Here is a 23,365-nt window from a genome sequence, read left to right on the forward strand (position 1 = left end):
GGTTGAACGCCAACGCCAACGACTTCTTGCCATGTATTCCATTGAACAGCTTGCCGTCGAGCGCGGCGGCCGGACGATCGTAAGCGGCATCGACCTCAGCATCGAGCCGGGATGGGCGCTGCAGATCCACGGCGCGAACGGCAGCGGGAAGACGACCTTGCTCAGTGCGCTAGCGGGCCTGCTGCCGCTTGCGAGGGGGCGGGTTTGCTGGCGCGGCGACGATGTGCGCCGCGCGCCGCGCCAGTTCCGCAGCGAGCTTGCGTACGTCGGGCATGCCAACGGCGTCAGCGACGACCTCACCGTGCTGGAGAACATCCGCTTTGCGGCGTTGCTCGGCACAGCCGATGCGCCAGGCGGCAACGATGGCAGCAACGATCCGGCCTCGCACGAAGACAAAGTGCTCGAGCAAACCGGGCTGCACGCGCTGAGGCATACGCGCCTGAGCCGCCTTTCGCAGGGCCAGCGCCGCCGCGTCGCGCTGGCGCGCCTGATGCTCGGCCGCAAGCCGCTGTGGCTGCTCGACGAACCCGGCGATGCACTCGATGCGTCCGCAACCGATTGGTTCACTGCCTGCGTCGATACGCATCTGCGCGCGGGCGGCATCGTCGCGCTCACAACGCACCGGCCGCTGGAAAGCGGAGCGGCCCGCACGCGTCATCTCTATCTCGAACGGAGCGGCGCATGCTTGAAGTGATGCCCAGCATCATCCGCCGCGAGTTGATGCTGAGCTGGCGCAGACGCAGCGTCACGCTGGGCGCGCTGATGTTCTTCGTCGTTGCATCGAGCCTCTTTCCAATCGCCATCGGCACCGAAGCGAAAACGCTGCAGACGATCGCGCCCGGCGTGCTGTGGGTGACGGCGCTATTTGCGGCGATGTTGTCGGCTGGGCAATTGTTCGGCAGCGACTACGCGAGCGGCGCGCTCGAGCAGATGCTGCTTTCGCCGCTGCCGCTGCCTGCGATCGTGTTCGGCAAGATCGTCGCTCACTGGCTGACGAGCGGGCTGGCGCTCGTGCTGCTGGTGCCGGTTGTCGCGCTTCAGTACGCGCTGGACTGGCGCGCAACGCTTTACCTGATGGGCACCTTGCTGCTCGGAACGCCGCTGCTGAGCCTGATTGGTTCGATGGGGGCGGCGCTGACCCTCGGTGTGCGCGGCGGCGGCGTGGTGCTGGCCCTGCTGGTGTTGCCGCTCTACGTGCCCGTGCTGATCTTCGGTGTGAGCGCGGCGGATCTGGCTGGAGTGCCGGGGCGCATGCAAGCGAGCTTTTCGCTGCTCGGCGCCGCCTTGTGCGTGGGCGCGTGGCTCTGCCCATGGGCGAGCGCGGCGGCATTGCGCATTGCCATGGAGTGACGCAGATGACGCGTGTGAACTGGTTCCGCTACGCCTCGCCATCGGCTTTCGATGGCCTCGCGAAGCGGCTCGTGCCGGTGTTCGGCATAACGGCTGTGTTGCTGGTATGCGCGGGGCTCGTGATCGGGCTCGCGATCGCCCCGGCCGATGCCCTCCAGGGCAATGTCTATCGCATCATGTTCGTTCACGTTCCCGCAGCGTGGATGTCGATGTTCATCTACCTCGTGATGGCCGCGTACTGTGCGCTCGATCTGGTCCTGAACGCGCGGCTCTCGGCCATGATGGCGCAGGCGCTCGCGCCCACCGGTGCGCTGTTCACATTTATCGCGCTCGTGTCGGGCGCGTTCTGGGGCAAGCCCGCGTGGGGCACCTGGTGGGTCTGGGATGCGCGGCTTACTTCCGAACTGATCCTGCTGTTCCTCTACGCGGGTTTCATGACGCTGCACGCGGCCATCGACGGCACGCGCCGCGCCGACCGCGCGTGCGCCGTGCTCGCGTTGATCGGCGTGGTGAATATCCCGGTGATCTTCTTTTCGGTGCAGTGGTGGTACACCCTGCATCAGGGGCCGTCGCTCGGCTTCGGCAGCGGGGTGGCGATGAGCGCGTCGATGGTGTGCGGCCTGGTCGTGATGACCGCGGGTTTCTGGTGCTACGCGATCGCCGTTGTGCTCGCGCGCGTGCGCATCATCATGCGTGCGCGCGAGCGCGTGTCGTCATGGCGGATCCATATCGAGGAGCGTCCGGCATGAATGCCCTGACCAGCGTGATGACGATGCTCGCGCATACGCCGTATCTCGCGGTGGTGCTCGCCGTGACCTTCGGCTTGCTGGGCGTCGAGGCGTGGATCGTGCGCAGCCAGGCGCGCGCGCACGATGATCGCTCCGTGGAGGGCCGGTGAAAGCACGGTACCGTCGTTTCGGATTGCTGGCCGCCGGGGTCGTCAGTGCCGGGCTGGCGTGCGCACTCGTGCTCAATGCACTGCGCAGCAACATGATGTTCTTCGTGACGCCAAGCCAGGTGGCCTCGCACGAGGCGCCGCTCGCGCAGCGCTTCAGGCTTGGCGGGCTGGTCGAGCGTCATTCGCTCAGGCGCGATGCCGATGGGTTGACGGTGCGCTTCGTCGTGAGCGATACGACGTCGTCGGTACGGGTGGTTTATCGCGGCGCGCTGCCCGATCTCTTTCGCGAGGGTAGCGGCGTCGTTGCGCAGGGCCGGCTCGGCGACGACGGCCAGTTTCACGCCGACGAAGTGCTCGCGAAGCACGACGAAAAGTACATGCCGCCCGAGGTGAGCAGCGCGCTGCGGCAGGCTGCTGGGAGTGGGCAACCCGGCGCACAACCCGCGACGAAACCTGCCGCCGTGCGGGTCGCGGCGGGCCTGTCCGATCAGGGAGTCCAGCGATGATTCCCGAGATCGGTCACTTCGCGCTGATTCTCGCGCTGATGCTCGCATTGATCACGGGCGTGCTGCCTTTGCTTGGCGCGCAGTTGGGCATCGCCGGCTGGATGCGCATTGCGTGGCCCGCCGCGCGCGCGCAGTTCGGGTTCGTCGCGCTCGCGTTCGGCACGCTCATGTGGTCGTTCTGGAGCAACGACTTTTCGGTCGTCTATGTCGTCGAGAATTCGAATTCGATGCTGCCCGCCATGTATCGACTGGCGGCGGTCTGGGGCGGCCATGAGGGCTCGCTGCTGCTCTGGGTTTTGCTGCTGACGCTCTGGATGGTGGCGGTGAGCTGTTTCAGCCGTCAACTGCCGATGGAGCAGGTGGCGCGCGTGCTCGGCGTCATGAGCTGGATCGCCGTGGGCTTTCTGTCGTTCCTGCTGCTCACGTCGAATCCGTTTGCGCGCCTGATGCCCCCCGCGATGGATGGCCGCGATCTCAACGCGCTGCTGCAGGATCCCGGGATGGTGATGCATCCGCCGATCCTGTATATGGGCTACGTCGGCTTTTCCGTGGCGTTCTCGTTCTCGATCGCGGCGTTGCTGGCGGGGCGGCTCGACTCGGCCTGGGCGCGCTGGTCGAGGCCATGGACCACGGCCGCGTGGATGTTCCTCACGCTCGGCATTGCGCTCGGCAGCGGCTGGTCCTACTACGTGCTTGGCTGGGGCGGATGGTGGGCCTGGGACCCGGTCGAGAACGCGTCGTTCATGCCGTGGCTCGCTGGCACCGCGCTGATGCATTCGCTGGTGGTCACCGAAAAGCGCGGCAGCTTTCGCAGCTGGACCGCGTTGCTGGCCATCTGCGCGTTTTCGCTGAGTCTGCTTGGCACCTTCCTCGTGCGCTCGGGCGTGGTCACGTCCGTGCATGCGTTCGCCTCCGATCCTGCGCGCGGCATCTTCATCCTCGCATTGCTGGCGTTGACGACCGGCGGGGCGCTCATGCTGTTCGCGTGGCGCGCGCCGCAAATCGGGCTCGGTGCGGGTTTCGAGCCGGTCTCGCGCGAGGCGCTGCTGCTGTCGAACAATCTGCTCTTGATGGTGGCGGCGGGTTCGGTGCTGCTCGGCACGCTCTATCCGATGCTGCTCGATGCGCTGGGGGCGGACAAGCTCTCGGTGGGCGCGCCGTATTTCGACAGCGTGTTCGCGCCGATCATGACGCCCGCCATTTTCCTGATGGGCCTCGGGCCGCTCGCGCGCTGGAAGTCCGCGCGCGTGCCGGAGCTTGCCGTGCGGCTGCGTTGGGCGGCGCTCGTGAGCGTTCTCACAGCAATCGTATTGCCATGGCTGCTGGGAAGCTGGCGCCCGCTCGTGAGCCTCGGCGTGCTGCTGGCCTCGTGGACCCTGACGAGCGTGGCCGTTAGCATGCGCGAACGCTTGCGCGGCTTGCAAGGATCGATCCTCGCTCGCTTGCGCAGCGTGCCGCGCGCGACCTGGGGCATGTGGCTCGCGCATGCGGGCGTGGGTGTGTTCATCGTCGGCGTCACGCTCGTCAAGGGCTACGAGTCCGAGCGCGACGTGCTGCTGCGGCCCGGCGAGAGCGTCGCGGTGAACGGCTACGATTTTCGCTACGATGGCGTGCAGGCGGTTTCTGGTCCTAACTATCGGGCCACGCGCGCGACACTCGTGGCCAGCCGCGGCGGCGAGCCGGTTGCGACGCTCTTTCCCGAGAAGCGGGTGTTCGCGGTCCAGAACACGCCGATCACCGAGGCGGCCATCGACCACGGCGTGCTGCGCGATCTCTACGTGGCGCTCGATCAGCCGGTCGGCGCCAATGCGTGGTCGATTCGCATCCAGATCAAGCCGTTCGTGCGCTGGATCTGGGGCGGTTGTCTGCTGATGGCGCTCGGCGGACTGCTCGCGGCAACCGACCGGCGCTACCGCCTGGTTGCCCAGCGCCGCACGCAGCGGGCGGAGCGGCCCGCCGGCGTGGCGGTGCATGAGGTGCCAGCGGTCGCGAAACGCACGGGAGCAGCGGGCGAGGCCGGCCGATGAAGCGCTACCTGATCCCGCTGTGCGTTCTCGCGGCGTTGCTGGCGCTGCTGGCGGCCGGATTGCGGCACGATCCGCGCCGGCTGCCATCGGCGTTGATAGGCAAGCCCGCGCCGCAATTCGATTTGCCGAGACTCCACGAGCCCGCGCAGCGTCTGTCGACCCAGCACCTGCGCGGGCAGGTCTGGATCATGAACGTGTGGGCGTCGTGGTGCGAATCGTGCCGTGACGAACATCCGCTGCTGGTCGATCTGGCGCGCCAGCACGTTGCGCCGGTGCTGGGGCTGAACTACAAGGACGAACGGCAGAACGCGCTGCAATGGCTCGCGGATGCGGGCGATCCCTATACATCGTCGATCGTCGACCGGACCGGGCAAACCGCGATCGACTATGGCGTGTATGGCGTGCCGGAGACCTTCGTGGTCGACCGCGCCGGGGTCGTGCGCTATCGCGGGGCCGGCCCGCTCACGCGTGCGCGAATCGATGGCGAGATCTTGCCGCTCGTGCGCAAGCTCCAGAACGAGGGCGCGCCATGAATCGTTACGTGCGAGTGTGGGTCGCCGTGCTCGGGGTTGCGCTGATGCTCGCGCAGGCATGCGCGAGCGCGGCAGCAGGCCTATCGGGAGCAGCGGACACCGATGCGCGCCTGCGGCGGCTCGACGAAAGTTTTCGCTGTGTCGTGTGCCAGAACCAGAGCCTCGCCGACTCGAACGCCGAACTCGCCGCCGACCTGCGCGCGCAGATTCGCGACCAGGTTCGCAGCGGCGCAACCGACGAGCAGATCAAGGCCTATATGGTGCGCCGCTACGGCGACTTCGTCCTGTACCGGCCGCCGCTAAAGCCGGTTACCTGGGCGCTCTGGCTGGGGCCGTTCATCGTGCTCGCAGCGGGTGCCTGGGCGATGTGGCGCAGTATCGTGCATCGGCGCGGCCTGAGCGCCGCGGCGCTCGATGCCGGCGAACGCGCGCGCGTCGCGGCCTTGCGCGGGCATGGGGAGGAGGGCGCGGCGTCATGATTGCTTTTTGGTCGATCCTCGCGGCGATGATGGCGATCGCGCTCGCGTGCGTGCTCGTGCCGCTTTGGCGCGGCGCGGATTCGCGCACGAACGCGCAGACGATGGCCGTCGCGATCTACCGCTCGGGAATGGCCGAGCTCAAGCACGAATGCTCGGCGGGCCTCGTTCCCGCCGAGCATCAGGCGCAGGCGAAGCGCGAGCTGGAGCGGCAACTCGTCGATGACACCAGCGACCGGATTGCGCCTTCGGCCGGGGAACGGCCGATGAGCAACGTGACGCGCGCCGCGGTCGCGGCGCTGCTCATGGCGTTGTTGCCGGCGGGGGCGCTCGTGCTCTACATGCGGGTCGGCAATCCCGTTGCGGCGGCGATCGAAAGCGTCAGCGGCAAGCAGGCCGATAGCCATATGGGCACGCAAGGATCGCTCGAATACGTGGTGAGCCGGCTTGCGGTGCGGTTGCGCGAACAACCGGACGACGCTACGGGCTGGGCGATGCTTGCGCGCTCATATGCCGCGCTGGAGCGCACGTCGGACGCCGTCGCCGCGTATCGCCGCGCGCTCGCCTTGACGCCTGCCGATCCGGGGCTGCTCGCGGACTACGCCGACGAACTCGCGACACTGCGCGGCGGGGACCTGAACGCAGAGGCGATGCAGAGCATTCAGGCTGCGCTCGCATTGGACCCGGCCAACGCGAAAGCGCTGGCGCTCGCGGGATCCGCGGCGCTCGACCGGCGCGACTATTGGCAAGCGGTCGCTTATTGGACGCGTTTGAAGGCCGTGGCGAATCCGCAGACTGCCGCGCAGGCGCAGCACAATATCGACATGATCGAGGATCTGGCCGCGAAGGCGCATGGCGTGCGGGCGCCTTGACGGGTTCTTGCGAAGCGTTGCGAAACGGCGTGCTTGACCGTCACGGCTTTCGAACTAGCGCGCGAGCAGCCGCTCGACCTCGCTTACCGCGACGCCCAGGCCATCCTCTTGCGCCATGCGGCTGCCGAGCGCGGCAGCGCGCGCCTTGACGTCGTCGCGCTGCGCGAACGCGATGGCCTGCTTCAACGCGCTCGCGTGCAAACGCCTTCCATCGACGGCGGCCGGCGCCACGCCCAGCGCGGCGAGCTGGTGTGCCCAGAAGGCCTGGTCGCCCGCGAACGGCACCACCACCGACGGCACGCCGGCCCGGCAAGCAGAATGCGTCGTGCCCGAGCCGCCGTGATGGACGACCGCGCTCGTGCGGGCGAATAGCCAGTCGTGCGGCGCCTCGCCGATCACGCAAAAATTCTCCGGCAGCCGCGTGGTATCCACACCGCTCCAGCCTGGATAGAACAGCACGCGACGTCCTTCCGCGGCTTCGATCAGCGTTGTCACAAGTTGCTCGCAATCGAAGCCGGCCATGCTGCCAAAGCCCATGTACAGCGGCGCTTCGCCAGCGTCCAGAAAGCGCGCGAGCGGGGCGGGCGGCGTCCAGCTGCCCGACGCCTGGCGCCATTGACCGCAGACCGTGGCGTTCGCGGGCCAGTCGCGCGGGCGCGGCAGCAGATTCGGCGAGACGCCGTAGAGCATGGGATGGTCGGTCCAGACGCCGCCGCGCGGCGCGAGGCCGCAGACCTCGGCGCGCGCCGCGTTGGTCGCGTGCCGGAACGCGCGCCATAGCAGCGCGTTCACGAGCCGTTGGCTGGCGTGGTTGAGCCAGCGCGGCACTTTGGACGGCGGCAGGAACGGCGACGCGAAGTCGCGCGTGGGCGTGAGCGGAATGAGACTCGCGCCCAGCGCCGGCACGCGCCGGTATTCGGCCACCGAGAGCCCGACGAACGCGGCCAGCCCCGAGACGACGATGGCGTCGCGTCCCGCCGAGGCGTCGGCCACTTCCTGCATCCACGCGCGCGTGCTGGCGTTCGCAATCGAGGCGAGCGCCTTTGCCGTGGCGTCGAAGCTCGTCCGGCCGCTGACCACCGAGCCCAGCGCCGCGTCCGGCATGAGCGCCGCGCGTATATCGCCCGAGAGCGCCGACGCCGGAACGCCGAGCGCTTCGGCCGAGCCGAGCGTCGCGCGGTCGGCGAGCAGGTGCGTTTCGTGGCCTGCATCCATGAGCGCCCGGCAGAGCGCAGCGAGCGGGCGGGTATCGCCTTCGGTTCCGTAGGTGACGACGGTGAGCTTCATGCGGTGATCTTCGGGGGGCGGGGCGGCGTTCGAGTCGGATTTTATCCGGCTGCCACACTCACCGAAGCCAAGGTGCGCAGACCCTAGAAGACCGTTTCGCGCTCCGGCGTCGCGCTGATCTTGTGGATCGACAGATCGGCGCCGTTATATTCGCCCTCCTGATCGACGCGCAGGCCCACGATGGCGCGCAGCGCACCATAAACCGCCACGCCGCCCAGCGAGGCGATCACGATGCCGGCAATCGTCCCGACGATCTGCGCGCCCATCGATACGCCGCCGATCCCGCCCAGCGCGCGCATGCCGAAGATGCCCGCCGCAATGCCGCCCCACGCGCCGCACAGGCCGTGCAGCGGCCACACGCCGAGCACGTCGTCGATGCGCCAGCGGTTCTGCACGCAGGTGAACATGTAGACGAACAGCACACCGGCCACTGCGCCCGTCGCGAGCGCGCCGAGCGGATGCATCACGTCCGAGCCCGCGCACACGGCCACGAGGCCCGCGAGCGGCCCGTTATAGGTGAAGCCCGGGTCGTTGCGGCCCGCGAGCCAGGCGGCGAGCGTGCCGCCCACCATCGCCATCAGCGAGTTCACGGCCACGAGGCCGCTGATCTTGTCGATGGTCTGCGCGCTCATCACGTTGAAGCCGAACCAGCCCACCGCGAGCACCCACGCGCCGAGCGCGAGAAACGGAATGTTCGAGGGCGGATGCGCGGCGATGCGGCCGTCGCGCGAATAGCGGCCGTGGCGCGGTCCGAGCAGCAGCACGGCGGGCAGCGCGACCCAGCCGCCGAATGCGTGCACCACCACCGAGCCGGCAAAGTCATGGAACGGCACGCCGAACATATGCGTGATCGCATCCTCGAAATGCAGGCGGTTGTTCCACACCATGCCTTCAAAGAACGGATAGATGAAGCCGACGATCACGAAAGTCGCGAACAGTTGCGGGTTGAACTTCGAGCGTTCGGCGATGCCGCCCGAAACGATGGCCGGAATCGCCGCCGCGAAGGTCAGCAGGAAGAAGAAGCGCACAAGCTGATAGCCATTGTGCTCGGCGAGCACGTCGGCGTGCGAGAAGAACTGCACGCCGTAGGCGATGGTGTAGCCGATGAAGAAGTACGCGATCGTCGAGACCGAAAAATCGACGAGGATCTTCACGAGTGCGTTGACCTGGTTCTTCTTGCGCACGGTGCCGAGTTCGAGAAACGCGAAGCCCGCATGCATGGCGAGCACCATGGCCGCGCCCAGCAGCAGGAACAGCGTGTCGGTGCCGGTCTTGAGATTGTCCATCCTGAAGTTCTGCCCTTGCCCTGAATGGGCGCATAAATGGAGGCACAAAGAGCAAGATGCGGGCCAGCTTCGCGCCAAACTGGTGAGCGCCATGCGGCGGCAAGCCATTTGACGGTGCGCGCGTGCACCGGAGCGGCCTTTCATGCGCCGTGATCGCGCGCACGAAATAAGTGCGCACGCCGCGGGTGCGAGGCGGCGCGGCATGGGATGGCACAGATCGGCACAATCGCAGTGCCTGCGCGCCAAAGTGGTGAGGCGACGCGCCAGTTCGGGGCGAATTATTCGATTTACCTTTCTTTTAAAGCCAATCGTCGGCGATCCGAAAATATTCGGTGGGCCACACATCGCTCGCACGTCGGGCGCACGTAGGCGGGCAAACGCCGACATAATAATGATCGAACCCAAACCTTTAGTCGTCCGGACTTCCCGAACCGCCATCCCATGCGCCTCACCACCAAAGGGCTGTTGCTGATCGCGATCCCGGCCGTCTTCGAGTTGACGCTGCTGTCGGCCATCGTGAAGGCGGAGGCCGATGCGGAGAATGCCGAGGTCCTGGGCCAGCGCAGCCAGGCCGTGCTCGCGCAGGCGGGCCGCGTGCTGGAGCCGGTGCTGGTCGAATCGGTGCAATTGCGCGGCGCGGTGGCCGCGAGCGACGCGCGGTTCTCGACGCCGGTGGCATTGTGGATGGACGTCGATCGCCGCATCGACCGGCTCGCGGAGCTTGTTGCCGACAACCCGTCCCAGGTCGAACGCGCCCAGCGGATCCGCCAGGCAGTGCAGAACTATCGCCAGTGGTCGGACCGCATTCAGGACCTGCTGCATGCGGGACGCCGTGCCGACCTGGTCGAGCGCTTTCGCACTTACACGGACTTCGATGCGCTCGACCGCGTGCGCACCCAGGTCACCGCGTTCCAGACCGAGGAGCGCCGCCTCGACGTGATGCGCATCACCGACGCCGAGCAGGCGCGCGCGCAGCAGCAGTCGCTCGTGATGACCGCGGTGATCGGCTCGATCATGCTCCTGGCGCTGGCCGTCTGGGTCTTCACGCGCGGCGTGCGCGGGCGGCTCGATGCGCTGTCCGACAACGCGAGCCGGCTCGCGGGCAATGAGCCGCTCGCGCCGCTGGCGACCGGCAACGACGAAATCGCCGAGCTCGATCTCATGCTCCATCGGATCAGCCAGCAGCTCGTGGAGGCGGAGCGGCTGCGGCTCGGCTTCCAGGCCGACCTCGCGCGCCGCGCCGAGCAGCTCGCGCGCATCAATGAGGATCTGCGCCAGCAGACTCAGGAAAACGAGATGTTCATTCACAGCGTCTCGCACGACTTGCGCGCGCCGCTCGTGAACCTGCAAGGCTTTTCGCGCGAACTCAATCACGCGTGTGAGGACTTGCGCGAGCGCGTGGCGCGATCGTCGCTTGGCCCCGAGGCGCGGGCGCGCGTCGAGCGGATCATCAACGAGGACATCGGCGAAGCGCTGCGCTATTTGCAGACGGCGGTGCTGCGGGCCTCGCATATCATCGACGCGCTCTTGCGGCTAGCGCGCGTGGGGCGCGTGGAGTACCGGCGTCAGCGTGTCAACGTGCAGGAGCTGGTGCAGCGCGTGGTGGACGCGATGCATGCCTCGGTGCGCGCGCGCAACGCCCAGGTGAGCGTGCGCGGATTGCCTCCGGTATGGGGTGACCCGACCGCGCTCGAGCAGGTGTTCGCGAATCTGATCGGCAATGCGCTCAATTATCTCGATCCCGCGCGCGAGGGGCGTGTCGAGATCGGCACGGCGGATGCGCCGCCGGGCGTGGAGTCGCTGCAGATTTTCTATGTGCGCGACAACGGCCTCGGCATTCCTGAAGTGGCGCGGCCGCGCCTGTTTCAGGCCTTCCAGCGCATGCACGGCAACGTCGCTCCAGGCGAGGGCATCGGGCTCGCGCTCGTGCGCCGCATGGTCGAGCGGCACGGCGGGCGCATCTGGGTGGAATCGGTCGAAGGCGAGGGGACGACGTTCTATCTTTCGCTGCCTGACGCGCTTGCGGTCGTGCCGCCGGCGCCGGGCGTCGCCGCGGCGCTCGTGATCGCGCATGAGCGCACGCTCGGGCGGTCTGGCGACGGCGCGGGCGATGGCGCGGGGCCGGCGGAGTCCAGGCCAGGGCCGGCTTCCGCAAGCGACGCAGGCGTGCCGCGCAGCGCGCCCGTGGCTGTGGTCGGCGCACCGGCCGTGGATGGGCCGCTGGCCGATTTGTAGGCCATGGAGGGAGCGCGGGTCAGCAGGCGAAAATGCGCCGCGGCTTGAGGAGGCTACGGCCGCGAATCGACCAGAGGCAGGCCGCGCCGGCCAGTGCGAGCACGACGGCCAGCGCGGTGTGAGGATTCAGGTGCGCGACAGGCAAGCTGCCAGGCGAGACCAGCGTGCGCTCGAGCACGAACAGCGCGCCCCATAGTGCGATGGCCGCCTGGATCAGCATGCGCGTGCCGCGTGCATGACGTGCGCGTTCGGCTGAAGTTCTGCGCTGGCCCGTGCGCGTGCAAAAGAATGCGATTGCCATCACCGCAATCGCGAGTAACACCACCCAATCCATCAAATCCATCGCCGTACCTTCCCGCAATCAAAGCGATATTGTCGGAAACGCAGGGGTGGGGCTCGCATCGGAATTGTCCGAATTTGTGCGCGATTAGGTTAAGTATTGTCAGATATTAGCTTGATCGGTTGAAATTCGGATCGTTAAAGCGGTTAGCGCGGTTAGAGTAGTTAAAGCAGCGCGCCGCTCGCGCACGGCGGCGCGCGCTTCATCTGTCAGGGCTCGATGCGCGTACCGAGCAAGGCGAGAAACTGACGCAGCCATTCGGGATGCGCGGGCCAGGCCGGCGCCGTGACGAACGGTGCATCGGTCACGGCGCTATCAATGGCGATATCGGCATATTCGCCGCCCGCGAGACGCACTTCGGGTGCGCAGGCCGGATAGGCCGAGATGCGCTTGCCGCGAATAACTTCGGCTGCTGCAAGCAATTGCGCCGCATGGCAGATGGCGGCCACGGGTTTGTTGGCTTGCGCGAAGTGCTGCACGATCGCGATCACCTTCGGGTCCAGGCGCAGGTACTCGGGTGCCCGGCCGCCCGCGATGGCGAGCGCATCGTACTGCTGCGGATCGATCTCGTCGAAGCTGGCGTTCAGCGCGAACTGATGGCCCGGCTTTTCGGTATAGGTCTGGTCGCCCTCGAAGTCGTGAATCGCGGTCTTGATGCGCTCGCCGGCCTTCTTGCCGGGGCACACGGCATCGACCTTGTGACCGACGGCTTGCAGCGCCTGGAAGGGCACCATCGTTTCATAGTCTTCGGCAAAATCGCCCGTGAGAAAAAGGATCTTCTTGACTGCCATCGCGAGGCTCCATGAGGGTTGTGGTTGCTGTGGCCCGCTGCGGTGGGGCACGGTGGAACGCAACGGGTATCCACACAGTCTATTTCAGCATGCTTGACGATTTTGCGAAGGCTACTGCGGCCAATCCCGGTGCCGATCCCGATACGCAACGCGCAGATGACGCCATCGTCTGGCGTGCCTATGTGGCGCGCCGCGACGCGGCGCCGCTCGCCGCGCTCTTTCGCGACGCCATCCTGACGCTGACCGCTTCGCACTACGACGGCGCGCAGCGTGCGGCCTGGGCTGCGGTAGCCGACGATCTCGACGCCTTCGATGCGCGCCTCACGCGTGGCGTGACGCTCGTTGCCGAATACGCGGGCAAGCCGGTCGCATTCGGCCAGCTTTTTCCCGCCGACCATGTGGAGATGCTCTATGTCGCGCCGGGCTGGACGCGCCGCGGCCTCGCCTCGGCGCTCATCGCGCGCATGGAGGCGCTGGCGCGCGAGGCGGGGGCGAGCACGCTCGACACCGACGCCAGCGCGCTGGCGCGCCCCGTGTTCGAGCGCGCGGGTTTTTCGCTGGTCGCTCAGGAGGTCGTGCGGCGCGGCAGCGTATCATTGCCGCGTTTTCATCTTTGCAAGCCGCTGTGTGCGGTGCTTTTTTCAGGGTGACCATGTCTTCGATGAAGGTTTTAAAACGGCTGGGCATCGTGCCCATGCTGCTGTGCGTGGCGCTCGCTGCCGGCTGCGACAAGCAGAATGCGACGGTGGCCGATCTGAGCAAGAAGTCCGCCGATGCTGCGCAGCAGGCCGCTCAGCTCGCGGCCAGCCAGGCCAGCGCGCAGGCGGCCCGGACGCTGGACCAGGCGGCCAGCTACGTGAACCAGCAACTCGACGCCGCACAGCGCAAGCTTGGCGAGGTGGCGTCGCAAACGCAGGCGCAGACTCGCGATCAGCTTCAGTCGCAGGGCGAGGGAACGTCCGCATCGATTGCTTCGGGCGCGAGCGCTTCGGCCGACGCAATGGCCTCGCAGGCGCGCGGGCAGTGGCAGGCGGCGGCGAGTGCGGCTCACGCGTTGCTCGGCAACGCGGCCGCGGCCACCGGCACTGGCCTGTCGATGGCGGGAACCTCGCTGCAACGCTGGGCTGCGAGCAGCGCAGCGGCGACCGGCTCGGCGGCGTCGGGCGCGAAATGACGATGGGCATCTGCGGTTGACGGGCGAAATTAATGTAATTATGATGGTTACACTTTATCTCACCGCGTTTCCAGCGGCCGGTTTGTTGTGAATACGAGTAGCCGTTTCGCGTTTGCCGTCCATGTGCTCGCATTGCTGGCGTTACAGGAGGGTGTGCCGCTGTCCTCGGAGATGATCGCGGGCAGCGTGAACACGAACCCCGCGCTGATCCGCCGCCTCTTGACGATGCTCGCCAATGCGGGGCTCAGCGCATCGCAGCTTGGCGCGGGCGGCGGGGCGCTGCTGGCGCGCGAGCCGCGCACGATTACGCTGCTGGAGATTTACCGCGCGGTCGACGACGCCCAGCTCTTTGCCATGCATCGCGAAGAGCCCAATCCGGCCTGCATGGTGGGGCGGCACATCCAGCAGACGCTGCGCGGCATCATCGACGACGCGCAGCGCGCCATGGAGGCGTCGCTCGCCACGCGCACGCTCGCCGATGTCGTCGAGGACATGCAGCGCAACGAGCGCAAGCTTGAGCGCGCGCGTCGGAAGTGAAGAAGGCGGCAGCGTGAAAACCGCGCGCTAAACGCGGGGGGCTTGTCCTGACGGGGCATTGCCCCGTTTTTTTGGATCCTTAAATGTAACTAATATAGTTACACATGTGTTTTATAGAGGAGTTGGGAAATGAGCAAGTCACTGAAGATCGCGCTGTTCGGCGCAACGGGCATGGTCGGTTCGCGCATCGCTGCGGAAGCAGCGCGGCGCGGCCATCAAGTGAGCGCGCTGGTGCGCCAGCCCGAGCGCGTTGCGGCGGGGCCGAACGTCCACGCAGCGAAAGCCGATCTGCTCGACGCCGCGAACGTGGCGGCGGCGGTGCGCGGGCATGACGTGGTCGCGAGCGCCTACGCGCCGCCCATGGGCCAGCTCGAAGACCTCCAGACGGCGAGCCGCTCGCTCGTCGAAGGCACGCGGGCAGCCGGTCTTGCGCGCCTCGTGGTGGTGGGCGGCGCGGGCTCGCTCGAAGTCGCGCCCGGCGTGCAACTGGTCGACACCGAAGGCTTCCCCGACGCGTACAAGCCGATTGCGCTTGCGCACCGCGTTGCGCTGAACTATTACCGCACGGTGACGGATCTGGACTGGACCTTCTTCGCGCCTGCCGCGCTGATCGCGCCGGGTGAGCGCACTGGCACGTTCCGCACGGGCGCAGACACCTTGATCGTCGACGCGCGCGGCGAAAGCCGGATCTCCGCCGAGGACTATGCCATCGCGTTCGTCGACGAACTGGAGCAGGGCCGCTTCATCCGCCAGATTGCAACCGTGGCGTATTGATCGGCGAAGGAGCTTTATCGGGGGATCGAGCGGGTAGATCGATCATCGCCGCCCGGCGGCTTCAGCGGCGGCGAGAACGTGTCTATACGGCGTGCGCCAGAACGATGGTGTCTGACGCATGAGTTTCGGCGTTTACGAGCGGCACGATGTCGTTCACGTGCGTGGCGAACTGTTCTCCCGATACACCGTAGACGTGCAGCGAAACGCATGCGCCAGCGCTGCCGTTCGAGAGCCGGTGAATGTTCGCGCGCCCGCGTCCGCCGAAGCTGATGGCGCCTGCCGCGCGCGGGTGCGCGCGCATCACGTCCGCACCCTGGCGCACCTCGTCCCAGACGTAGAGCATCTCGGTCAAGGTGCCTTCAAGCACCGCGTAGCCGCACCACGTGTGATGCGCGTGGATCGGGCTCGCCTGGCCCGGTTGCCAGACGAGAGAAGCGACTGCATAGCGCCCGAGCGGATCGGCCGCGATCAGATGGCGGCGATACTTCTCGGCGCTGCCTTCGCGCTGCGCAGCCGTGACGAGCGCGGGGGCGGCCAGCGCCTGTGTCAGCGCGGCGCGCACACCGCGCGCGAAAGCGCCGCTGCGCGATAGATCGGAATCGGCGGGCGTGCCACGCTCGCCCGAATGGCGGCCAGCGTCGAAAGCCGCATCGAGCGCCGCGCACAGGCGCGCCACCGCAGCATCGTGTTCGGCCGCACCAGCCGCGTTGGCCATGCCGGAGGAGCGCATGGCTTGAAGCAGGACGGGTTCGGATGGGGCGTTCATGGCGGGGCTCTTGTCGTCGTTCTCGATGTGAAAGTTATAGCCCCGGGCGCCTAGAAAGAGTTTTCATTCTCTTTCCTCCCTGCGACGTAAAATAGAAGAAATTTCTATCCTGCGGGGAGACGGGAAATGGATATCATCGACAGAAAGCTAGTGGAGCTATTGCAGCAGGATGCGACCATGCCGGTCGCGGAGTTGGCGCAACGCGTGAATCTTTCGCAGACCCCATGCTGGAAGCGTGTGCAGCGGCTCAAGGAGACCGGGGTCATCCGCGCCCAGGTGGCGCTGTGCGACCCGAAGAAGCTGGGCGTGGGCACGACGGTATTCGTCGCCGTGCGCACCAACCAGCACACCGAGGCGTGGGCGCAGGCCTTCACGCGCGCGGTGCAGGAGATTCCGGAGATCGTGGAGGCCTATCGCATGAGCGGCGAAACCGACTACCTGTTGCGCGTGGTGGTGTCCGATATCGACGATTACGACCGCGTCTACAAGCAGTTGATTCGCGCGGTTGCGCTTTTCGACGTGAGCTCCAGCTTTGCGATGGAGCAGATCAAATATTCGACCGCGCTGCCGGTGCGCGGTGTCTGAGTGCCTTTCCCCGCGTCTTTCCGCGCTCGCCGTAATGTCGCCTGCAAGCCCGCTGCAGGCATGGCGGCGTAGAATGCGCGTTTCTTTTCATCCCCCAGGCAGGGCACGATCCATGAACGAACCGCGCAAGAAGAATCCCACCTTTGGCGTTGGCGTGATGATAGTGGTGGTGGTGCTTGTCGTGATCGGTACCGTGCTCTTCAATGCGCTGCGCAGCAAGCACGAGTACGAGGAGAATGCCGGCGCGCAGGCGGCGAGCGCTGCCGCGAGCGCCGCTGCGCCGTCGGCGGCCAGCGCCGCGCAGTGATGCGATGCCGGGCGTGCTGATGTGACGAGGAGCGCCGGCGATGCCCGATGCGGCAGCGACATGGGTTATCGCTGCCGTTTTTTATTCCTCGGGTAGCCGGATCACGCTCGCGTCCTTGCGAAGGATCCAGGACGCCGCAAGCATCTGCTTGCAGTGATGCGCGAGCAGCTTCACGTCCTGCGCGAATTCGCTCGCGGGGCCGAGCGAGCGCTCCGTTTCCACCACCATCGTGTCGAGTTCGCGCGTCATGCGCTTCGTGATTTCGATTTGATCGTCGGGGACCGGTGTGCCGGCTTCGGCGGCCACCAGGTTCTCGCGCACGCAGTTGAGCGCGTGCTCTAGCGCATCGAGCTGGGTGCCCGGTCCGGCCTTCGCCGTGTCGCGCAACAGCGGCGCCGTGGCCGTGATCTGCGAGGCCAGCACGTGGCCTCGCACGAGCAGATCGTTGAGCTCGGGGACGAACTTCTGCGCCGACTTCGGCTCGAGCATCATGCGCTGGAATGCCTGGCCGAGATTGGCGAACGCGATGTGCACGTTCTTGCGCGCGAGCCGGTAGCGGAAGTCGCGCGCGAGCGCCGGGACGGCGGCGCCAGCCGAGGTCGATGGCGGCTTCTTCGTTGTGGCTTCCTCGGTTGCTTCGATTGCTTCGGTCGCGGCTTCGACGACCACTGCGGCTTGCTCGCCGACGGCCTGCTCCCGGTCGCGAGGTGTCTGCTGGCCTGCAGCGTGGGTTGCCTGCATGGCAGCCACCGGCGCACCGCTTGACGCTGTCGCGAAGGCCGGCATGCGCGCAGCCGCTTCGGCGGCGGGTGCGGCTCCTGTTCCCACTCCCGTAAACGCCGGCTGCGCGCCGCGCGTGCGTCCGCTCCACCACCAGCTCGCTTCCAGATAGCTGCGCGTCGCCGCGATCATGTCGTTCACGAGCTTGCCCATCAGCCGGTATTCCCAGTAGGGGAACAGATGGCTCGCGCCGATCGCGATCATGCAGCCCACGACGGTGTCGATCGCACGCTCGCCGATGATGCGCATGTTGCCCGGCGCGAGCAGATGGAACATCAGCAGCACATAGGCCGAAGTGAACACCACGCTCGCCGTGTAATTGAAGAGCAGCAGGCTGTAGCTCATCACCATCGCCGCGAACATCGAGACCAGCAGCACGAGCGGCTCTTTCACGAGCAGGATCAGCGCGATGCTGGCCACGCAGCCGATCAGCGTGCCGACGATACGCTGCGCGTTGCGCTGGCGCGTGAGCGAATAGCCGGGCTTCAGAATGATGATGCTCGTCATCACGATCCAGTAGGCGTTCGTGAGCGGCAACAGGCGCCCGAGCCAGAAGCCCACGGCCACGGCGATCGTCACGCGCAGCGCGTGGCGAAAGCTTGGCGAGGCCATCGTGAGATTCGAGAAGATCTGCAGGAAGGGCACGCGCCGGCTCGTCACGAAGCGCTCGAGCGCCTCGTCGATGCGCACCTCCGTCTCGGTCGGCGGCGTGTCGTTCGCGAGGTCGCGGCGCATCCGGTCGATCAGGCGCGTCGCGCTCCAGATGCGCCGGAACGAGGCCGAGATCGCCGCGTAGGCCTCGGGGTCCGTCGCGGGCAGATCGCGCTTCTTGAGCAGCTCGAGTTCGTACTCGATCGCGCGCAGTTCGGCCTTCACGTTGATGGTCGCGCGCGGCGGTTCGTTTTGCAGCACCGCGAGGCCGATGTCCTCGAGATCGGCCGCGGCCTTGCGGATCAGGTCGCGGTAGAACGCCAGCAGATCGGAGCCGCCAAAGGTGTTGCGCACCAGCGGGTAGTCGGTATGCGCGCCCACGAACAGCTCGTGCAGATCGACCGTATTGATGAACAGGTTGAAGTGCATCGCGCGGCGCGCGTCGATCTTGCCGCTCTTGAGCTTGGGCAGGTTGCGCAGGACGATGTCGCGCGCGGCGTCCTGGCGTTCGACCGCCGCAATCTGCTTGGCGACGAGATTGCGGTAACACTCGTCGAGATCGTTATCGAGGTCGAAGAACTGCGCGCGCGCGAGCAGATAGTCGGCGCATGCGAACACGCTTTCGGCGATCGCTTGCTGCTCGATGCGATCTAGCATCAAGCGGCTCACGAGGGTGGACCAGCCCGTGTACCAGAGGCCGCCCAGCAGGATCCATGACGCGTTGACGAGCGCCTGATGCGGCGTGAAGTGGTCTTCGAGCGTCATCACCATCATGAACAGCGTGGCGAAGCTGATCTGCGGCCAGCGGTTGCCGTAGACGACGATCAGCGAAAGCGCGAAGGTGAGCGGCACGACGGTGGCCCACAGCGCGACCGGGCTGAAGGTGGCGAGTCCGGTTGCATACGCGGAGAGAAAGCCGATCGCGCTGCACGCGAGCATCTCGTTGCGCTTATATTTGAGCGGGCCCGGCATGTCGACCACGCAGGCGCCGAGCGCGCCGGTCGAGATCGTGAAACCGAGATCGCTCTTGTCGAACACGAACAGGCACAGGATGGCCGGAAGCGAGATGCCGACCGCGATGCGCAGGCCGCCGTAGAAATACTGGCTGTAAAGGAATTTCCTGATTTCTACGGAGTAGCGCATCGACTGCCGGAGGGGTTCGGGTGCGGACGGTGCGCCGCGGACTGATTGTGGCGCTGAGTTTAAATGATTTCGGGCGCGATCTGCCTGTCTCTGTATTTCGCGGGGGGCGCTCGTAGATCAGTCCGCGCGCAGCGTGGAGGCGTCGCCGAGCAGCCCGCGCGTGCCGCGGATGCGGAGCATGCGCGTGCGATACCAGAAGGTCCACGCGAGCAGTGCGCCGAATATGCCATAGCCGATCATCGGCAGGGCGATCAGGACGCGCTCGATTGGCCAGGTGGCGGCGAGGTACGTGCGCAGGGCGGCATCGGCCATGAGCCCGGCGCCCCAGACGACAGAGAGCAGGCGCATGGCGCGCGCGAAGCTGCGGTTCTCGTTCCAAAGCTGTTCGAGCCGCGCGGCGCCCTCGCGCGTTTCGCGCGCGACCGTGGCGCGCGCCAGGTAGAACACCAGTGGGCGCTTCGCCAGCAGCGAGAACAGGAACGCGGCGCCAATTGCGCCCGAGGCGAAGCTTTCGCGCATCAGCAGCATGCGCGTGCTGCCGCCGAACACCATGGCGACAAGCGAGAGCACGATGCCGAGGAGGATGACCGCGGAGAGCGCGTCGATGCGCCGAAAGCGCACGAGTTCGACGATGCTCCAGGCAAGCGGCGGAATGGCCGAGGCAATGAGCCCGCCGAATTCTCCCCAGTGAGGTTGGGCGAGCCGGTACGCTACCCACGGTAGTAGCAGGTTGACTGCCAGTTCGGCAACGAATGCTGGACGCAGCTTCATGCGAGGCGCGCTCCAGAAAAAGATGAAGAAAGTATGAGCCGATGGCCGGCTACCGGCAAACGGCCTGCGATGGCCCATGATACGCGCCTTGGCATATAGCGTGCCCGAAGTTTGTGCGGCCGGGTTCGCGCCTATAAGAGACGGTTTCGCCGGCCTTGCTGCATGTCGAGAGCCGCGCGTCGTTGTGCGGCGCCGCGTGCCGCCTTATGCGACACTGCGATTCGTGATCCAACCTGGCACAACTCGACCTGCGCCGGCCGCCTTGCCCCTGCATTTTTCGTCCATCATGATTGCCCGTTCGCCAGTCCCGCTGCACGAAGTCGAGCTTTCCGCCGTTCGCGCGCAGGGCGCGGGCGGGCAGAACGTCAACAAGGTGTCGAGTGCGATTCATCTGCGCTTCGATATTCGCGCATCGTCGCTGCCCGAAGTGCTCAAGATGCGCTTGCTCGCGCTCACCGACCGGCGCATCTCGCACGAGGGTGTGGTCGTCATCAAGTCCCAGGAATACCGCACGCAGGAGCAGAATCGCGCCGCTGCGCTCGCGCGTCTCGAAGCGCTAATCGACAGCGTGAGCGTGACGAGAAAGGCGCGCGTGGCCACCCGGCCCACGCGTGCGTCGAAGCTGCGCCGTCTCGAAAGCAAGACGCGCAAGGGAGAGGTGAAAGCGGGGCGGCGGCGCGTACACGAATGAGGCGGCTGCGAAGCGGCCGTGAAGCACTGTGAAGCTGCTGTGAAGCTGCTGTGAAGCGACCGCAGCGACCACGCCGCGCTCAAGCTTGCGCTGGATCCGGCGGGGGCTCGCGCAGGGTAAGCGCCGGCGGGAAATCGGCGCACAACACATGCGTTGCGCCCGCATAGTCGAGCGCAATGGCGGCGGTGTAGCACAGCGCGCCGTCATGAAGCGAGTAGTGCGGGCCCATCACGGTCACGCGTCCGGGCGCCGCGAGCGCGCGCCGGAAGTATTCGCGGCGCGACCAGTTGCTGTTGGTGTCGGGATAGAGCGGTGCAAGCCGCGCGGGCGGCCCGACGCCCGGCGCGGCAATCGACGGCGCATGCTGCTCGCCCTGGTCGTTGGCAGCGAAGACGCGCAGCGCATCGGAGTGCTCGAAAATCGTCGCCGCGGCGGCTTCGATCGTGCCGCCCCCAGTCAACACGCGCGCCCCGCGCAGCATGACATGCGTGACTTCCCCAAGATCGACCTGTTCATGCAACTGGCTGTGGCGCCGATAGTCGGCGAAGCGCCGCCACATCGTTTGCGCGAGCGCGGGCGCGGCGGCGCTGGCTTCGCGCACCACGGCATGCGGCTGGCCGAACCAGAAGCCCTGCACGAGATCGACATCCGCCTCCATCAACACCATCAGTTCGTTTTCGGTTTCGACACCTTCGGCGAGCACCATCGCGCCCGCATGATGAAGGATCGAAACTAGACTGGCGATGAACGAAATATGGCTCTCGCCATTGGCTGCGCGCTGTACGAGCGAGCGGTCGAGTTTGACGATGTCGGGACGGTAGCGCCAGACGCGGTCGAAGTTCGAAAACCCCGAGCCGAAGTCGTCCAGCGCGACAAGAAAATCGCGTCCGCCTGGCGGCGGGCGGGCTTCCAGAAACGATGCCGGTTCGTCGCCGGCGCGCTGTTCGAGCACTTCGATCACCACGCGCTCGTGCGGGAATGCGAAGTGGCGGCATAGCCCGTCGATGGCGGCTTGCGTCGGCCAGTCGCCGGGCCTTGGGCGCGGCAGCGAGTTCAGAAAGAGCCAGCCGGTTGTGATGCCCTGGGCGGTGAAGTTGGCCAGATGGAGGCAACGCGCGAGTTCGTCGAGTTCGCGCGCGGCTTCGGGCGTCGCGCGCGCGAATAGCGCGGCGGGACCGGTACCGCCGGGCTCGGCGCCGACGACACGTAACAATGCCTCGTAGCCGACCACGCGCTGATGCGTAATCGAGAGCACCGGCTGGAATGCGCTTTCGAGCAGCGTCGAGCGCCAGCGCGCCCGAAAGCGCCCGTCATGGGGTTCCAGGTGCCTGAGCAGCGTGGCGAGCGATGCCTGCGTGTTCGACATGGCGCTGGAGCGCACCTCGCGGCGCTTGATTGAACTCACTGACCGACGATGCAGCGCAACGCCAGGCAGGGCGGTGTCCGGGCGGCACGCTTTACCGCCAGTGTACGGAGTATCGGCAAATTATGCTTGCCAGGCGGTCGAGCCGCGTCACGGGACTGCGCGGAAGAGCGACTGGCGCTCGATGGCGGGCTCGTTGCGCGGCCTGGGCGCCGCGCCGTACTCACTCAATGAGCCACCTTGATGAGCAATTAGTGGGCCGTGCCCGGCACATCGAGGATCAGGATGATGGTCCAGTCGGCATCGCCCTCGTGGTGATACTGACGTTCGGCGACGATGAACGGCTGTTGCTTGCCCTGTGGGCCGAGGAACAGGACGTCGCCTTCCATCGGCAGGCATTCGATGGGGGGCAGCGCAAGAAAGGCGTCGCCGTCCTTGCTGCGCGGCATCAGTTTTTCGATCTTGCGGGATGCCGCTTCAGTCCATTCGATGTCGAGCTGGATGTTACTCATGAATGTTTCTCCGCGCGAGTCGCGCACAAACAGGTGGTGGAATCCGGGGTGCGCGACTTTAGCATACCGCGCGAAGCGACTTGCGGGTGCATGGGCGCCTCGGTGTCAGGCACGGACAAGAAAAAAGCCGATGCCAGGGGACTGGCATCGGCTTGTTCGGCATCTCGCAGTGCAGTTATCGCTGTGCAATTACGACGCCGCAATGTTGAGCAGGCTCACCGAGGTCGGCCGTGAAAGCGGTGGCAGGCGCATGCGCGCCGTGCCCGCCCTGCACGGCCACGAGGGCTGACGAGCGAGCTTTACTCCGCAGCCTTGGCCGGAGCCTTGTGATGGCTGCCGCCTTTCTTGTGATGCTTCGCGGGCATCGGGGCCGGTGCCTCGGCGGCAGCTTGCTGGCGCGCCTGCAGATCTTGAGCACGCTGTTCGACGTCGGCGGCCTTGGCCGGATCGGTGCTCATGGTGACGCCATTTTCGGTTTGCGCATACGCGGCGCTCGCGAGCGCGGAAAGCGAAATCAGGACTGCGAGGGACACTTTTTTCATCACTAACCTCCGAAGGAGCGGTTTATGGACCCAGCCTGTGCCTGCTCAAGCAGGATTGGCATGCCATTCTAACGATCGAATACTCGTTCCAGATGACATCGCATAAGGCGTGCGCGTGCCTGTTACATATCTTTACATAACCCGATGGATCTTGTCGCGTATTAGTCA

At 66.4% G+C, this 23,365-nt stretch carries 27 protein-coding genes; 17 read left to right on the top strand and 10 right to left on the bottom strand.

Annotation, left to right across the window (positions count from 1 at the left end; all coding sequences use genetic code 11):
* Nucleotides 1-31 precede the first annotated feature (31 nt).
* The 9 genes from ccmA to ccmI are packed head-to-tail and all read left to right on the top strand — an operon-like array spanning nucleotide 32 to nucleotide 6,662.
* Nucleotides 32-694, top strand: a complete 663-nt coding sequence (gene ccmA / locus NH14_RS22660) for a cytochrome c biogenesis heme-transporting ATPase CcmA (RefSeq protein WP_035525880.1) — start codon at nucleotides 32-34, stop codon at nucleotides 692-694.
* On the top strand, nucleotides 682-1,350 hold the full coding sequence (gene ccmB / locus NH14_RS22665; RefSeq protein WP_035526331.1) for a heme exporter protein CcmB: 669 nt from the start codon (nucleotides 682-684) through the stop codon (nucleotides 1,348-1,350). Before ccmA ends, ccmB begins: the two co-directional genes overlap by 13 nt.
* Before the next feature lie 5 nt (nucleotides 1,351-1,355).
* The gene (ccmC, locus tag NH14_RS22670; protein WP_052148019.1) at nucleotides 1,356-2,099 is read left to right on the top strand and encodes a heme ABC transporter permease CcmC; all 744 of its coding nucleotides are present in this window, start codon (nucleotides 1,356-1,358) and stop codon (nucleotides 2,097-2,099) included.
* On the top strand, nucleotides 2,096-2,248 hold the full coding sequence (locus tag NH14_RS22675) for a hypothetical protein (RefSeq protein ID WP_167556493.1): 153 nt from the start codon (nucleotides 2,096-2,098) through the stop codon (nucleotides 2,246-2,248). Before ccmC ends, NH14_RS22675 begins: the two co-directional genes overlap by 4 nt.
* Entirely contained in the window at nucleotides 2,245-2,754 is a 510-nt protein-coding gene (ccmE, locus tag NH14_RS22680) for a cytochrome c maturation protein CcmE (protein ID WP_035525881.1), read from the top strand. The genes NH14_RS22675 and ccmE overlap by 4 nt, the downstream gene beginning before the upstream one ends.
* Nucleotides 2,751-4,781 carry a heme lyase CcmF/NrfE family subunit gene (locus NH14_RS22685; protein WP_035525883.1) on the top strand — a complete coding sequence of 677 codons (2,031 nt, stop codon included), beginning with the start codon at nucleotides 2,751-2,753 and terminating at the stop codon, nucleotides 4,779-4,781. The genes ccmE and NH14_RS22685 overlap by 4 nt, the downstream gene beginning before the upstream one ends.
* Entirely contained in the window at nucleotides 4,778-5,314 is a 537-nt protein-coding gene (locus NH14_RS22690) for a DsbE family thiol:disulfide interchange protein (RefSeq protein ID WP_035525885.1), read from the top strand. Before NH14_RS22685 ends, NH14_RS22690 begins: the two co-directional genes overlap by 4 nt.
* Nucleotides 5,311-5,793 (top strand): cytochrome c-type biogenesis protein, encoded by a 483-nt coding sequence (locus NH14_RS22695; protein WP_035525887.1) that lies wholly within the window; start codon nucleotides 5,311-5,313, stop codon nucleotides 5,791-5,793. Before NH14_RS22690 ends, NH14_RS22695 begins: the two co-directional genes overlap by 4 nt.
* Nucleotides 5,790-6,662 (top strand): c-type cytochrome biogenesis protein CcmI, encoded by an 873-nt coding sequence (ccmI, locus tag NH14_RS22700; protein WP_035525890.1) that lies wholly within the window; start codon nucleotides 5,790-5,792, stop codon nucleotides 6,660-6,662. The genes NH14_RS22695 and ccmI overlap by 4 nt, the downstream gene beginning before the upstream one ends.
* Before the next feature lie 54 nt (nucleotides 6,663-6,716).
* Here ccmI and NH14_RS22705 read toward each other — a convergent pair whose 3' ends face one another.
* On the bottom strand, nucleotides 6,717-7,949 hold the full coding sequence (locus NH14_RS22705) for a glycosyltransferase (RefSeq protein ID WP_035525892.1): 1,233 nt from the start codon (nucleotides 7,947-7,949) through the stop codon (nucleotides 6,717-6,719).
* Nucleotides 7,950-8,032: 83 nt separating this feature from the next.
* Nucleotides 8,033-9,235 (bottom strand): ammonium transporter, encoded by a 1,203-nt coding sequence (locus NH14_RS22710; protein WP_035525894.1) that lies wholly within the window; start codon nucleotides 9,233-9,235, stop codon nucleotides 8,033-8,035.
* Between the two features lie 441 nt (nucleotides 9,236-9,676).
* On the opposite strand from NH14_RS22710, the gene NH14_RS22715 reads away from it, so the two are divergent.
* Nucleotides 9,677-11,470, top strand: coding sequence for a sensor histidine kinase (locus NH14_RS22715; RefSeq protein WP_084225376.1), 1,794 nt, complete (start codon nucleotides 9,677-9,679; stop codon nucleotides 11,468-11,470).
* 19 nt (nucleotides 11,471-11,489) lie between these two features.
* Here NH14_RS22715 and NH14_RS22720 read toward each other — a convergent pair whose 3' ends face one another.
* Both NH14_RS22720 and NH14_RS22725 read right to left on the bottom strand, forming a co-directional pair.
* Nucleotides 11,490-11,813 (bottom strand): hypothetical protein, encoded by a 324-nt coding sequence (locus NH14_RS22720; protein ID WP_035525896.1) that lies wholly within the window; start codon nucleotides 11,811-11,813, stop codon nucleotides 11,490-11,492.
* A gap of 206 nt (nucleotides 11,814-12,019) precedes the next feature.
* Complete coding sequence (locus tag NH14_RS22725; RefSeq protein ID WP_035525897.1) at nucleotides 12,020-12,601, bottom strand: DJ-1/PfpI family protein; 582 nt, start codon at nucleotides 12,599-12,601, stop codon at nucleotides 12,020-12,022.
* An 89-nt stretch (nucleotides 12,602-12,690) separates the two neighbouring features.
* Here NH14_RS22725 and NH14_RS22730 point away from each other — a divergent pair, with 89 nt between their 5' ends.
* From NH14_RS22730 to NH14_RS22745, 4 genes are all read left to right on the top strand, one after another.
* A complete protein-coding gene (locus tag NH14_RS22730; protein ID WP_084225378.1) occupies nucleotides 12,691-13,251 on the top strand; it encodes a GNAT family N-acetyltransferase in 561 nt (186 codons plus the stop codon).
* Nucleotides 13,252-13,253: 2 nt separating this feature from the next.
* On the top strand, nucleotides 13,254-13,775 hold the full coding sequence (locus NH14_RS22735; RefSeq protein ID WP_052148020.1) for a BCAL1086 family glycoprotein: 522 nt from the start codon (nucleotides 13,254-13,256) through the stop codon (nucleotides 13,773-13,775).
* Nucleotides 13,776-13,862: 87 nt separating this feature from the next.
* A complete protein-coding gene (locus NH14_RS22740; RefSeq protein ID WP_035525899.1) occupies nucleotides 13,863-14,312 on the top strand; it encodes an Rrf2 family transcriptional regulator in 450 nt (149 codons plus the stop codon).
* A gap of 129 nt (nucleotides 14,313-14,441) precedes the next feature.
* Nucleotides 14,442-15,086 (top strand): NAD(P)-dependent oxidoreductase, encoded by a 645-nt coding sequence (locus tag NH14_RS22745; RefSeq protein ID WP_035525900.1) that lies wholly within the window; start codon nucleotides 14,442-14,444, stop codon nucleotides 15,084-15,086.
* A gap of 82 nt (nucleotides 15,087-15,168) precedes the next feature.
* On the opposite strand, the gene NH14_RS22750 is transcribed toward NH14_RS22745, so the two are convergent.
* Entirely contained in the window at nucleotides 15,169-15,852 is a 684-nt protein-coding gene (locus tag NH14_RS22750) for a cysteine dioxygenase family protein (RefSeq protein ID WP_084225380.1), read from the bottom strand.
* Nucleotides 15,853-15,978: 126 nt separating this feature from the next.
* On the opposite strand from NH14_RS22750, the gene NH14_RS22755 reads away from it, so the two are divergent.
* Nucleotides 15,979-16,437 carry an Lrp/AsnC family transcriptional regulator gene (locus tag NH14_RS22755; RefSeq protein ID WP_028219143.1) on the top strand — a complete coding sequence of 153 codons (459 nt, stop codon included), beginning with the start codon at nucleotides 15,979-15,981 and terminating at the stop codon, nucleotides 16,435-16,437.
* Nucleotides 16,438-16,549: 112 nt separating this feature from the next.
* Nucleotides 16,550-16,744: a hypothetical protein gene (locus NH14_RS22760; RefSeq protein WP_035525902.1), complete on the top strand. Its 195-nt coding sequence runs from the start codon at nucleotides 16,550-16,552 to the stop codon at nucleotides 16,742-16,744.
* An 81-nt stretch (nucleotides 16,745-16,825) separates the two neighbouring features.
* Here NH14_RS22760 and NH14_RS22765 read toward each other — a convergent pair whose 3' ends face one another.
* Together NH14_RS22765 and NH14_RS22770 are read right to left on the bottom strand one after the other, a co-directional pair.
* Entirely contained in the window at nucleotides 16,826-19,318 is a 2,493-nt protein-coding gene (locus NH14_RS22765; RefSeq protein WP_035525904.1) for an FUSC family protein, read from the bottom strand.
* A gap of 117 nt (nucleotides 19,319-19,435) precedes the next feature.
* Complete coding sequence (locus tag NH14_RS22770) at nucleotides 19,436-20,089, bottom strand: VC0807 family protein (RefSeq protein WP_052148021.1); 654 nt, start codon at nucleotides 20,087-20,089, stop codon at nucleotides 19,436-19,438.
* A gap of 286 nt (nucleotides 20,090-20,375) precedes the next feature.
* Between NH14_RS22770 and arfB the strand changes: the two genes are divergently transcribed.
* Nucleotides 20,376-20,780, top strand: a complete 405-nt coding sequence (gene arfB, locus NH14_RS22775) for an alternative ribosome rescue aminoacyl-tRNA hydrolase ArfB (RefSeq protein ID WP_035526348.1) — start codon at nucleotides 20,376-20,378, stop codon at nucleotides 20,778-20,780.
* A 79-nt stretch (nucleotides 20,781-20,859) separates the two neighbouring features.
* Here arfB and NH14_RS22780 read toward each other — a convergent pair whose 3' ends face one another.
* From NH14_RS22780 to NH14_RS22790, 3 genes are all read right to left on the bottom strand, one after another.
* Nucleotides 20,860-22,146: an EAL domain-containing protein gene (locus NH14_RS22780; RefSeq protein WP_035526351.1), complete on the bottom strand. Its 1,287-nt coding sequence runs from the start codon at nucleotides 22,144-22,146 to the stop codon at nucleotides 20,860-20,862.
* A 248-nt stretch (nucleotides 22,147-22,394) separates the two neighbouring features.
* The gene (locus tag NH14_RS22785; RefSeq protein WP_035525906.1) at nucleotides 22,395-22,655 is read right to left on the bottom strand and encodes a hypothetical protein; all 261 of its coding nucleotides are present in this window, start codon (nucleotides 22,653-22,655) and stop codon (nucleotides 22,395-22,397) included.
* A gap of 299 nt (nucleotides 22,656-22,954) precedes the next feature.
* Nucleotides 22,955-23,197 (bottom strand): hypothetical protein, encoded by a 243-nt coding sequence (locus tag NH14_RS22790; protein ID WP_035525908.1) that lies wholly within the window; start codon nucleotides 23,195-23,197, stop codon nucleotides 22,955-22,957.
* Nucleotides 23,198-23,365 lie beyond the last annotated feature (168 nt).

This window comes from Paraburkholderia sacchari (assembly GCF_000785435.2).
Classification (GTDB): Bacteria; Pseudomonadota; Gammaproteobacteria; order Burkholderiales; family Burkholderiaceae; genus Paraburkholderia; species Paraburkholderia sacchari.